Source organism: Puribacter membranae (genome assembly GCF_055380425.1).
Map to the genome: position 1 here is coordinate 1,413,104 of NZ_AP040167.1, position 12,296 is coordinate 1,425,399.

Annotated in this window: 11 protein-coding genes; 4 read left to right on the forward strand and 7 right to left on the reverse strand. The window is 56.0% G+C overall.

Going from position 1 to position 12,296, the window contains the following annotated elements:
• Positions 1–131 precede the first annotated feature (131 nt).
• A complete protein-coding gene (lolD, locus tag ACZ41M_RS06840) occupies positions 132–839 on the reverse strand; it encodes a lipoprotein-releasing ABC transporter ATP-binding protein LolD (RefSeq protein WP_464731879.1) in 708 nt (235 codons plus the stop codon).
• A 30-nt stretch (positions 840–869) separates the two neighbouring features.
• Positions 870–2,153: a lipoprotein-releasing ABC transporter permease subunit gene (locus ACZ41M_RS06845; RefSeq protein ID WP_464731878.1), complete on the reverse strand. Its 1,284-nt coding sequence runs from the start codon at positions 2,151–2,153 to the stop codon at positions 870–872.
• A gap of 106 nt (positions 2,154–2,259) precedes the next feature.
• On the opposite strand from ACZ41M_RS06845, the gene ACZ41M_RS06850 reads away from it, so the two are divergent.
• Both ACZ41M_RS06850 and recJ read left to right on the forward strand, forming a co-directional pair.
• Positions 2,260–3,300 (forward strand): hypothetical protein, encoded by a 1,041-nt coding sequence (locus tag ACZ41M_RS06850; protein WP_464731877.1) that lies wholly within the window; start codon positions 2,260–2,262, stop codon positions 3,298–3,300.
• On the forward strand, positions 3,297–5,033 hold the full coding sequence (gene recJ / locus ACZ41M_RS06855) for a single-stranded-DNA-specific exonuclease RecJ (RefSeq protein ID WP_464731876.1): 1,737 nt from the start codon (positions 3,297–3,299) through the stop codon (positions 5,031–5,033). The genes ACZ41M_RS06850 and recJ overlap by 4 nt, the downstream gene beginning before the upstream one ends.
• Before the next feature lie 118 nt (positions 5,034–5,151).
• On the opposite strand, the gene ACZ41M_RS06860 is transcribed toward recJ, so the two are convergent.
• From ACZ41M_RS06860 to ACZ41M_RS06880, 5 genes are all read right to left on the reverse strand, one after another.
• Positions 5,152–5,772, reverse strand: coding sequence for an L-threonylcarbamoyladenylate synthase (locus tag ACZ41M_RS06860; RefSeq protein WP_464731875.1), 621 nt, complete (start codon positions 5,770–5,772; stop codon positions 5,152–5,154).
• Between the two features lie 21 nt (positions 5,773–5,793).
• A complete protein-coding gene (gene folE2, locus ACZ41M_RS06865; protein ID WP_464731874.1) occupies positions 5,794–6,591 on the reverse strand; it encodes a GTP cyclohydrolase FolE2 in 798 nt (265 codons plus the stop codon).
• 147 nt (positions 6,592–6,738) lie between these two features.
• A complete protein-coding gene (dxs, locus tag ACZ41M_RS06870; RefSeq protein WP_464731873.1) occupies positions 6,739–8,628 on the reverse strand; it encodes a 1-deoxy-D-xylulose-5-phosphate synthase in 1,890 nt (629 codons plus the stop codon).
• 72 nt (positions 8,629–8,700) lie between these two features.
• The gene (locus ACZ41M_RS06875; RefSeq protein WP_464731872.1) at positions 8,701–9,681 is read right to left on the reverse strand and encodes a polyprenyl synthetase family protein; all 981 of its coding nucleotides are present in this window, start codon (positions 9,679–9,681) and stop codon (positions 8,701–8,703) included.
• Positions 9,678–9,947, reverse strand: a complete 270-nt coding sequence (locus ACZ41M_RS06880) for an exodeoxyribonuclease VII small subunit (RefSeq protein WP_464731871.1) — start codon at positions 9,945–9,947, stop codon at positions 9,678–9,680. Before ACZ41M_RS06880 ends, ACZ41M_RS06875 begins: the two co-directional genes overlap by 4 nt.
• Before the next feature lie 305 nt (positions 9,948–10,252).
• On the opposite strand from ACZ41M_RS06880, the gene ACZ41M_RS06885 reads away from it, so the two are divergent.
• Together ACZ41M_RS06885 and ACZ41M_RS06890 are read left to right on the forward strand one after the other, a co-directional pair.
• A complete protein-coding gene (locus ACZ41M_RS06885) occupies positions 10,253–11,356 on the forward strand; it encodes an aromatic ring-hydroxylating oxygenase subunit alpha (protein WP_464732183.1) in 1,104 nt (367 codons plus the stop codon).
• Between the two features lie 135 nt (positions 11,357–11,491).
• The gene (locus tag ACZ41M_RS06890; protein ID WP_464731870.1) at positions 11,492–12,289 is read left to right on the forward strand and encodes an inositol monophosphatase family protein; all 798 of its coding nucleotides are present in this window, start codon (positions 11,492–11,494) and stop codon (positions 12,287–12,289) included.
• Positions 12,290–12,296: the final 7 nt, after the last annotated feature.

Genomic DNA, 12,296 nt, shown 5'->3' on the forward strand with positions numbered 1-12,296 from the left:
CATCATTCGTTTCTCAATACCTGTGTGCATTGTACAACTGCGCACATTCACGCACAATCCATTTACCTCAAGCCATTATTGCTAATCCGATGCAGTAAAAAGCAGTTTCGTATCATGAGCGTTCATCGCTCTTACAGGCGCACCTCATTCAACTCGCCATCCCGCAACTCCAACACCCGATCCGTGGCTCTGGCCAGTCCCAAATCATGCGACACGAGAATAAAGGCGATACCCAGCTCGCGCGCGAGCTGGCGCACGAGGGCGAATACGCGCTCGGCGGTTTCGCGATCGAGATTGCCCGTCGGTTCGTCGGCCAGCACGCACGCTGGCTCGGTCACGAGCGCGCGGGCGATGGCGACACGTTGGCGTTCGCCGCCGGAGAGTTGACTCGGCAGATGTGCGACCCGCTCGCCGAGGCCGACTTTTTCGAGAATGGCACGGGCTTTTTCGTGTGCATCGGCGCGTTTCATGCGGCGAATCAGTAGCGGCATGGCGACGTTGTCCAGTGCGGATAATTCAGGCAGCAGGTGGTGAAATTGGTAGACAAAGCCGAGGTGCTGGTTGCGCACGACGTTGCGCTCATTGTCCGAGAGCTTGGAGTAGCTTTTGCCCAGCAGGCTGACTTCGCCGCTGTCGGGTAAATCCAGCCCGCCGAGTACGTGCAGCAGCGTGGATTTGCCCGAGCCGGACGAGCCGATGATGGCGACACATTCGCCACGCTGTACCTCGATCGAGGCGGATTTGAGCACGCTGACGGCGAGGTCGTTATCCGTGAAGGATTTGCTGATGCCTTGCGCGGATAACACGGTGACGGATGCGTTTGGATTCATTTGAGTCATTGAATTCATTGGATTCATGATTACCCCTGATTATTCGTAACGCAAAGCACGCGCCGGTTCGACCGCAGCGGCTTTTCTGCTCGGGTAAATGGTGGCAAGCAGGCTCAGGCCAAAGCTGACCACGGCGATGGTAACGACCTCTTGCCAGCGAATATCGGATGGCATGCGGTTGATGAAGTACACGCCTTTGGGCAGCAGCTCAAAGCCGAGCAGATGCTCGACGCCCGCGACGATCGAGCCGATATTGGCGGCGACGAGTATGCCGAGCAGCACGCCGATGATCGTGCCCAGACCGCCGATCAGTGCGCCCTGTATCATGAAAATTTTCATGATGCTGCGGCGCGACGCGCCCTGTGTTCGTAGGATGGCGATGTCGGCTTGCTTTTCATTCACGGTCATGACGAGCATGGAGACGAGGTTAAAACCGGCGACGATGGTGATGATGAGCAGGATGATGGTCATCATGGTTTTTTCGGTTTTGACGGCGGAGAACCACGCGGGGTTGATGGTGGTCCAGTCGCGTGAGAGCACTTGGAAACCGCCTTTTTCCGCTGCGCCTTCGATTTGCAAGCCAACTTTTTGCGCTTGATCCATATCAGCGACTTTCACACGCAGACCGCGATTGCCGTCACGGAATAGCCGCGTGGCGTCGCCCACATTGATAAACGCGAAGGAGTTATCAATCTCGAAATGCCCCGAGCTGACGATGCCCACCACTTTGAATTCGCGCATGCGCGGCATCATGCCGGCAACGGTGACGTTCGCCTCGGGTGCGAGCAGCGTGATTTCCTTGCCCAGCGCAAACTGATTCGGGCCGGTTTGCAAACCAAGCGAGCGTGCCAGCTCTACGCCGAGCACGATATTGAAACTCTCGTCGGTCAGCTCGCCCAGGCTACCGGCGATGAGTTTTTGCCCGACTTCGGATACTTGATTTTCCTCTTTCGGGTCGATGCCTTCGACCTTCACACCGATCATTTCACCCTGATACAGGATGATGGATTGGCTGCTCATGTACGGCGCGACGCCCTGTACCTGCGGATTTTTCGCGATCAATTGCGTGAGTGGCTGCTCCCAGCCCTCCGGCGTGTTTGGTGAGGCGTACACCTGAATGTGCGGAATCACCGAGAGCATTTTTGCGCGGACTTCTTTTTGAAAACCGTTCATCACCGACAATACGATGATCAACGCGGCTACGCCGAGTATGATGCCGATCATCGAGAGGATGGAAATAAACGAAATGAAGCGGTTTTTACGCGCACCGCGCGAGACGCTGGTGTAGCGCCAGCCGAGTAACCATTCAAACGACCAATTCATAGTATCCTGTATTCAAATTGCAAGAGATTGTTAGGCTGAAACATACCCAAAACAAAGCCGATAGTTTATCATTCTTAGCCTCAGATTCTTGATTATTCCGCCATTCATGACGCATTTACCCCCATCTGCCCCCGTTTTATACCTGCAAGCGACCGATGAGCGCTTTTTTGACGCACTTTGGGCGAACGCCACGACGCAGGAGCGACAGCAATACGCCTTTTTACGCACCTTGCAGCAGGCCAACTACCAGTACCGCGCGCAAATCCTGTCCGAGCAACCGATACACACCGCCGATGTCTGCTACGCACTGGCGCAACGCGGTTTATCGGCGGATTTAGGGTTGGCGCCATGGCTCGCAGCACACGCGGGTGTGACTGCGGCACAGCAGGACATTACTCAAACGAGCGCTGCCACATGGCTACGGCTCACGCCGGTGCACTGGGCGGCAGCGCGCGACCACGTGAATGTACACCGTTTTTATGGCGATATGATGGCGGCTCAGGATCGCGCGGATTGGCACGCTATTTGGCTCAACCTCGCGCCGTGGCTGGACGAAATGAGCTGGACGCTGTTTCCCATTGAGTCCGATGCGACTGTTTACGCCCGCGCACCGCAAGGTTTTGACTATTGCGCGCCCAGTTTGGATTATGCGCAAAGCGACATGCTGGAAGCATTTTTACCGAACGGCAGCGATTTAAAACGCTGGCAAAAACTACTGACCGAGCTGCAAATGCTGCTGCATGCGCATCCCGTCAACACCGCCCGTGTACAACGCGGCGCACGCCCGATCAACAGCCTATGGCTCGATCAAATCGCGCCCGCCAGCGCCATGCCGCACGACGCGCTCAACACCGCGCCACCGATGCCCGACAGCACCCCGACGTTAAGCTTCGCGCACAGCTTGGCCGATATTGCCGCGGCATTCAAACCGTTTGCGCAGCAGGTTCAAGACGGACAAACCGCCTCATTGATCCTGCTCACCGACACGCTGAACGACACACCGATGGCGGTGGCGCATCATTTCACCTTCACACCGCCGAGTCTGTGGCAAAAAATCCGCGCTCGCTTAGGTAAACAAGCACCCGCCAACGCACACCCATTCGGCTGGCTAAAGCCCTGTTGTGAAAGTCATGAGGCGCAACCATGACCAGTCTGATCGCACGTACCTTTCGCCCCGCCGATGCCGAGCAGTTACACGCGTCCGGCTATTCGCCCCTACTCGCGCGGCTGCTCGCAGCGCGTGGCGTGCGCAATGCTGAGGAAGCGCAGCTCGATTTCGCCCATCTGCTGCCACCGACGGATTTACTGAATATCAACAGCGCCGCAGCACATTTGGCTGACGCATTGAGCCAGCACAAAAATTTAGTGGTGATCGCCGATTACGATTGCGATGGGGCGACCGCCTGCGCGGTCGCAGTGCGCGGTTTGCGCGCCTTGGCCAAAGCGATTGGTTCGCATTCGCACATTGACTTTCTCGTACCGAACCGTTTTGATTACGGTTATGGTTTGTCACCCGAAATCGTCGAGCTGGCCGTGCATTTGCACCAGACGCAGCCGAATTTCCCGAAACCCGACCTGCTGATTACCGTGGACAACGGCATGGCCAGCATCGCGGGCGTTGAGCGGGCGAATGCACTCGGCGTGCCGGTACTCATTACCGACCATCATTTACCCGCGGACGAGACGCCCAACGCAGTGAGCATCGTCAATCCGAACCAGCATGGTTGCGGCTTTGCCAGCAAAAATCTCGCCGGTGTCGGCGTGATGTTCTACGTACTGATCGCCACACGCTCGGAACTGCGTCAGAGAGCCGCATTTACCGCCGCCGAACCGAATTTAGCCGAGCTGCTCGATCTCGTTGCGCTCGGCACGGTCGCCGATGTGGTCAAACTCGATCACAACAACCGCATTCTGGTCGCGCAGGGCTTGCGCCGCATACGGCAAGGCAAAATGTCAGCGGGCATCGGCGCGCTGCTGCAGGTCGCCGGACGCGATTTCACCAAAGCCTCCACGTTCGATCTTGGTTTTGCCCTCGGTCCACGACTGAATGCGGCGGGACGGCTGGACGACATGACGCTGGGGATTCGCTGTTTGCTCAGCGATTCGACGCACGAAGCCGAGCAACTCGCGCAGACACTAAACGAGATGAACGACGAGCGAAAAGCGATTGAAAAGCAAATGCGCGAGGAAGCCGAAGTCAACGTCGCCGCGCTCAACGTGGACGCGCACAACAGCATCTGCGTCATGCACGAAGAATTTCACCAAGGCGTCATCGGCATCGTCGCCGGACGACTGAAGGAAAAATACCACCGCCCGACCATCGTATTCGCACCGGATGGCAATGAGTTTCTCAAAGGCTCAGGCCGCTCGATTGCAGGCATCCACCTGCGCGATGTACTGGATTGGGTGAACAAACGCGCGCCCGACACCATCGTTAAATTCGGAGGGCACGCCATGGCCGCCGGGCTGACCATCGTTCGCGAACATTACGAGTTATTCAAACAGACCTTGGAGCAAGCCGTCCTCGCCATGAGCGAACCGGATGCATTCATCAAACAAATCAACACCGATGGCGAACTCGCCCCCGCCGACATGACGCTGGACAATGTCGAGGCAATCCATGCCCAAGTCTGGGGACAAGGCTTCGCCCCGCCGCTGTTTGAAGGCGTATTTGAAATCGTTGAACAACGGATTTTAAAAGACGCGCACCTCAAGCTCACCCTGCGCAACGACGCGGGCACGCACAGCGCAATTTGGTTTTTCCACGCACAAGAAATGCCCTCACCGATCCACGCCGCGTATCAAATGCAACGCAACGAATGGAACGGCAATGTCAGTATTCAATTATTGATCGATTTTGCGCAGGCGATGGAAGAATAATGCTCGGCATCATTCAAATGCCGCAGGGCGGGTTAAAACCCGCCCCTACCAACATCATCCTTGAATCAACATAACGCGTGGGCAATGCCGCTACGGTTTATTGCGCCTACATGTGCCATCAAATCACCCGACTCAAATCGCCTTTACCCTCACGCACCACCACAATTTCATCCTCCGTCAAATCCAGTACGGTGGTGGACTCGGGTTCGCAGTGGCCGGAGTCGATGATGAGGTCGACGCGTTTGCCGATTTTCTCAGCGATATCGTCGGCATCACTGAGCGGTACATCATCGTCCGGCAACATCAGGGTGCAGGAGAGGATGGGTTCGCCCAAGGCTTTGAGCAAAGCTTGCGCGACGGGATGATCCGGCACACGCAGGCCGATGGTAGCTCGTTTGGGGTGCAGGGTGCGACGCGGAACTTCTTTGGTCGCAGGCAGAATGAAGGTATAAGCGCCCGGCGTGAGTTGTTTGAGCAGGCGATATTGTTGATTATCCACGCGCGCGTACTGCCCCAATTCGGACAGGTCGTGGCAGACCAATGTGAGATGATGCGAGAGTTCGATTTGGCGAATCTGTAAAATCCGCTCCATCGCTTCGCGGTCGCCGAGCCGACAGCCGAGCGCATAACCGGAGTCGGTGGGATAGACGATCACGCCATTGCGCTCAATGACCTCAACTGCTTGCGCGATCAGGCGCGCCTGCGGTGATTCGGGGTGAATACTTAACAGGGCGGCCATGACGAACTCCGTGAATAAATTTTATAAATCGGTGGAATCAATCAGCGCGTAGGCTGAGTGGTTGTGAATCGATTCGAAGTTTTCTGCTTCTACGGTGAATGCGATCACGCCTTTTTGCGCGCGCAGCACACCGGCCACATCGCGCACCAGATCCTCGACGAATTTCGGATTGTCGTAAGCGCGCTCGGTGACGTATTTTTCATCAGGGCGCTTGAGCAGGCCGTATAAATCGCAGGAACCTTGCTGCTCCACTTCACGGATCAAATGATGCAGGTCAAAGTCGCTCAACGCATCCGCCGCCAAATCCATGTGCGCGGTGACGTGTGAACGTTGATTGTGCGCGCCGTAGTCAGAAATTTGTTTGGAGCACGGGCACAGGCTGGTCATCGGGATCAGCACGGACAGCTGCACACGTGCTCCGTTTTTATCCGCTGTACCTTTGAGCGTGATTTCGTAATCCATCAGGCTTTGAATACCCGAAATCGGCGCGGTTTTTTTGATGAAATAGGGGAAACGCACGATGATGTCGCCCTCTTCCGCTTCGAGGCGCGCCAACATATCGACCGTGATGGCTTGGAAACGGCTCAACGAGAACGCCTCGGTATGCTCCTCCAGCAGAGAAATAAAACGCGACATGTGCGTGCCTTTTTTGTCTGCGGGCAGTTTGACGGTCAACTGGTAGTGACCAATGGTCGCTTGCGCGCCAGCACCGAAATCCATCATCATCGGGAAACGCACGTCTTTGATACCGACGCGGGCGATCACCATATTGCGCGGGTCGTGGCTACTTTGAATATCGGGAATGTGTGAATGTGTCATTGTGTTCGCTTCAGTTGTTGTGCTTAATTAGGTTCATAAAATCAGTGGCGCTCTCAACTCAGCCATGCACATCGAAGCAGCGTCGCCGCTGCATCTTTGCGTGCCAAAACTGGGTACGATTGAATTGAGAACGGTTCTCAAGTAGAACTATGCCACAAATTGGCGAACCTTGCTGGCGACCGATTCGGCGTCCAAACCCAGACGCTGATAGATCAGGTTGACATCGCCTTGATCAATGAACGCGTCGGGTAAACCCAAATGCAGGAATTTCGGCGCGTAGCCGTTGGCGGCGCACCATTCGGCGACCGCACTGCCCGCACCACCGGCGATACACGAATCCTCAATGGTGACAATCTGCGTGTGGGTTTTCATCAATTCGTGCAGCAGCGCTTCGTCCAAGGGCTTGACCCAGCGCATATCCACCAGCGTCGCGTCGGTTGCCTCGGCGGCTGGATGCGCGTGGTGCAGCAATGTGCCAAAAGCCAAAATCGCCGTGGCCTGATCGGTTTTCGCACTGCGGCGCACAACGTTGGCCTTGCCCAACGGCAACGGCGTCAATTCATCGGATACAAGCGCGCCCACACCACTGCCGCGCGGATAACGCACCGCCGCAGGGCCGTTATACGCATACGCGCTGTTCAGCAAAGCGCGGCATTCAGCCTCGTCCGACGGCGTGGCGATCATGATGTTCGGAATACAGCGCATATACGCCACATCATACGCACCCGCGTGCGTTGCCCCGTCCGCACCGACCAGACCGGCGCGGTCTACGGCGAAGGTCACATCCAGATTTTGCAAGGCAATGTCGTGAATGATCTGGTCATACGCGCGCTGCATGAAGGTGGAGTAAATCGCCAACACCGGCTTCATGCCGTCGCAGGCAATGCCAGCGGCAAACGTTGCGGCGTGCTGCTCGGCAATGCCCACGTCAAAATAGCGCGTCGGAAATTTGGCCTCGAATTCGACCAGACCCGAGCCTTCGCGCATCGCCGGCGTGATGCCGATGAGTTGATCGTCCGCCTCGGCCATATCGCAAATCCAGCGACCAAACACTTGGGTAAAGGTTTGTTTGACCGGCGCATCCGGCGTTTCGATACGGACAATGCCCAAACTCGGATCGAATTTGGCCGGACCGTGGTAGGAAATCGGGTCTTGCTCGGCATACGGATAGCCGTTACCTTTTTTGGTGACGACGTGTAAAAACTGCACGCCGCCGAGTTGTTTGATGTTGTTGAGCGTTGGAATCAACGAGTCCAAATCATGCCCGTCAATCGGCCCGATGTAGTTCAGACCAAAAGCCTCAAACATCGTGGCGGGTACGAACATGCCCTTGGTATGCTCCTCGAAACGCCGCGCGAATTCGAGCACGCCCGGCGCACCCTGTAACACCTGCTTGAGTTTTTCGCGTGCGCCGGAGACCAAGCGACCGCTCATGATTTTCGCCAAATGGCGATTGAGCGCACCGACGGGCGGTGAAATCGACATATCGTTGTCATTCAAAATCACCAGTAAATTGATACCCTCGGTCACGCCCGCGTTGTTCATCGCTTCAAACGCCATACCGCCGGTCAATGCGCCGTCGCCGATCACGGCGATGTGCTGGCGTTGCGGCTGTTTCAGTTCACGCGCCGCAACCGCCATGCCCAGTGCGGCGGAAATGCTGGTCGAGGAATGCCCCGTGCCGAAGGTGTCGTATTCCGACTCTGCGCGCTTCGGAAAGCCGGAAATTCCATCGATTTGACGCAAATGCGCCATTTGCTCGCGTCGTCCGGTGATGATTTTATGACCGTAGCTTTGATGACCCACGTCCCACACGATTTTGTCATCCGGCGTGTTGAATACATGATGCAGGGCAATGGTCAGTTCTACCGTACCGAGGTTGGACGACAAATGACCGCCGGTTTGCGCCACCGAATTGAGGATAAACGCGCGCAATTCCTCAGCCAATTGCCCGAGCTGCTCGCGCGAGAGTGTACGCACATCCGCCGGTGAGGCTATGTTGGGGAGAATCGGAGCGTTGTGTGCTGTGCTATTCATAATCGTTGTTTAAAAATAATCGTTGGCGACCTTAAACAGTCTTTCGTGGCTTAATCGTGAATTAGTCGTGGTTTAAAACAGTCGTTCATGGCAATACGCGGTCAAATCGGCCAAACACTGCACGCCCTGCGTGTATTCGGGCGCGGTATTGATTTGATTCAAACTCATCAGCGCATCTTTGTACAAAGCTTGCGCGTGCTCGCGCGCACCGTCAATGCCAAGGGCTTGAACATACGTCGGTTTATTCGCCGAAGCGTCTTTGCCCGCCGTTTTACCCAAGGTTGCGGTGTCTTGCGATGCATCCAAAATATCGTCGACGACTTGGAACAGCAAACCCAAATCCTCGGCAAAACGCGATAATGCGGCGGTTTGTGACGGCGACAGCGGATTTTGCCCGCACATCGCACCCATCATCACACTGGCGTGCAGCAATGCGCCGGTTTTCAAGCGATGCATGGTCTGCATGGTTTCACTCGCCATCACCTGACCGACGTGATGGCAGTCAATCGCCTGGCCACCCGCCATACCCGCAACACCCGAAGCACGTGCCAAAGTACGGATCAGCTCAACCTGCGCTTGTGCCGACAACTGCGTATTCAGTTGCTCATGCGCCAGCACATCAAACGCCAGCGTTTGCAAGGCATCACCCGCCAACAGCGCCTGCGCCTCACCGTAAACAATGTGTACCGTTGGCTGGCCGCGTCGCAAATCATCGTCATCCATGCACGGTAAATCGTCGTGAATCAGTGAATAAGCGTGAATATACTCCAAGGCCACGGCGATCTGCATCGCCACCGCCGGCGCGCCGCCGACCAGCTGCGCCGCCGCCAAAGCTGCCAGTGCACGAACGCGTTTCCCACCATTCATCACCCCGTGGCGCATCGCCGACAACAGCGGCGAGTGCACAGCCACCGCGTGCTCGCGGTAGGCATCCAAACCCTCGGCCAAAGCCTGTTCGACCTGCGGGCGCATGCGTTGCGCCCATGCATTGAACGCTTCGGCCTCGCCTCGGATTGTTACCGTCGCCAAAACCGACGTATCGTCGTGCATCATGCCTCACCCTCGTTCAAATCCAGCGGACGCACCATATCGGCCTCGACGATTTTCACCTGCTCCTGTACTTTTTGCAGCTGCGACTGACAATATTTGACCAAAAACGCGCCGCGTTGATAGGCCCGCAACGATGCCTCCAGCGGCAAGTCGCCATTTTCCATACCGGCAATCAATTGCTCCAATTCACGCATCGCCGCTTCAAAATCAGCAGGCGATTTCTGGCTCGTTTTAGGTGTTGATTTGGGTGTCGCTTTGGCAGTTGCCATAGTGTCCTCGATATTCAAACTCAAGCGTATCCAATCGCACCAAACAGGCGCAAAATGAATACGATAATAAGTCGCCATTTTACGCCAAAAATGCCCAAATCAACACAGTAAAACCAAAAACCGCGCGCCCATCATCCACAAACAGCCCCAAATACGGTATCCAAGGGTATAATTCACCCGTTTGTTTAGGTGCTCCCTCCCTTGGGAATGACACCGTTTACCAGACGAATGGCTGTCCATCCGTGGACATGACCGCCGGGACCGAGCTGCCATCGCAGCCGCCGGACTTACTAAGGGATAAAACCATGACCCATCCGGGTAACGCAACCGAACTGTCTATGGGGCAGACACAACTGCCCGTCTCCGTCTACTTTGACGAATGCTTGTATCAACGCGAACTCGAACTGCTGTTCAAAAACCGCCCGCAATACGTCGGTCACGAGCTGATGGTGCCGAATGAAGGCGACTATCAAGTCCTCGCCAGCGAGCAAAACGGTCGCGCGCTGATCCGTGACAAAGGCCAAGTACGCCTGCTGTCCAACGTCTGCCGCCACCGCCAAGCCATCATGCTGACCGATCGGGGCAACGCGCAAAATATCGTCTGCCCGCTGCACCGCTGGACCTACGACCGCGCAGGCAAACTGCTCGGCGCGCCGCATTTTGCCGATGATCCCTGCCTGAACCTGCACCAAACACCTGTGCAGAGCTGGAACGGCATGCTGTTCAAAGGTGGTAGCGAATCGCAAGTCGCGCGCGATTTGACCCAGATGGGTGTGGCCGATAAGCTCAATTTCGATAACTACGCGCTCGGTCGCATCGAGCAACACACCTGCAATTACAACTGGAAAACCTTTATCGAAGTCTATTTGGAGGACTACCACGTCGCGCCGTTTCACCCGGGTTTAAGCGGTTTTGTCACCTGCGACGACCTCGCATGGCAATTCGGTGAGCATTACAGCGTGCAAACCGTCGGCGTGTTTAACCAACTCGCCAAACCCGGCTCGCCCGCCTACCAAAAATGGCACGACGAGGTACTCAAATACCAAAACGGCGCACCACCGGCGCAAGGCGCGATTTGGCTCACCTACTACCCAAACGTCATGGTCGAATGGTATCCAAACACGCTCGTGGTCTCCACACTATACCCGCAGGGATTGAACCAAACGCTGAACGTGGTCGAATACTACTACCACGACGACATCGTCGCGTTTGAACCCGACTACATGGAGGCGCAACGCAACGCCTACATGGAAACCGTGCGGGAGGACGACGAAATTGCCGAACGCATGGATCAGGGGCGGCGTGCGCTGTACCAGCGCGGCGACAACGAAGTCGGCCCATATCAAAGCCCGATGGAGGATGGTATGCAGCATTTCCACGCGTGGTATCGGCGCATGATGGCACTATAAACATCTACAACCTTTTTGAGGCAAGCCGTGAATTGTGGACATCTTCTCCACAGTGCAGCTCCACAGTTTGTCCTTGGCCTTGACGTAGAATAAGCGGCGTTGTTCATGACACTCAACCCGCTTATCTTACAAAAAATGAATACCCCACATCACGCCAGCAGCATCGAAATTCTCAAAAGCATTGCCCTCGAAGCCGGCGCCATCGTGCGCAAAGGATTCGCCGCCAGCAAAGAAATCACCCACAAAGGCACGGTCGATTTGGTCACCCAGTACGACGTCGCCACCGAGCAATTCATCATAGAAAAACTACGTGCCGCTTTTCCCGAGCACACGCTGATCGGCGAAGAAACGCATCGTGGGGATTTCGGCACAGTATTTGAGAAAGCCATCTACATCGACCCGATTGACGGCACCACCAACTTTGTTCACGGCATACCGCATGTAGCGATCTCCATCGGCGTGTATGAGCACGGCGAAGGCGTGATGGGCGTGGTCTACAACCCGATTTTGGACGAACTGTTTTGCGCAGTGCGCGGCGAAGGCGCGTGCTGCAACGGCAAAACCATCCACGTCAGCACGCAGGACACTTTGCAACAAGCCTTGATCGCCACCGGATTTCCGTACAGCAAAGTGGAGCAAGGCGCCGATTACGCATGGGTCATGCAAACCATGGACAAAATGCTGCCCCATGTACGCGACATTCGTCGGCTCGGCTCTGCGGCATTGGATTTATGCTACGTCGCACGCGGTACGATGGACGGCTACTATGAAATCAACCTCAAACCGTGGGATGCCGCCGCCGGACTCATCATCGCGCAGGAAGCCGGCGCCCTCGTCACCTCGGTGGATGGTTCACCCGTACATTTTGAGAACACCACCGTAATTGCCGCCAATCCGAGCTTACATCAGCAGATTGTGCAGCAGTTGCAATAAAACCGTA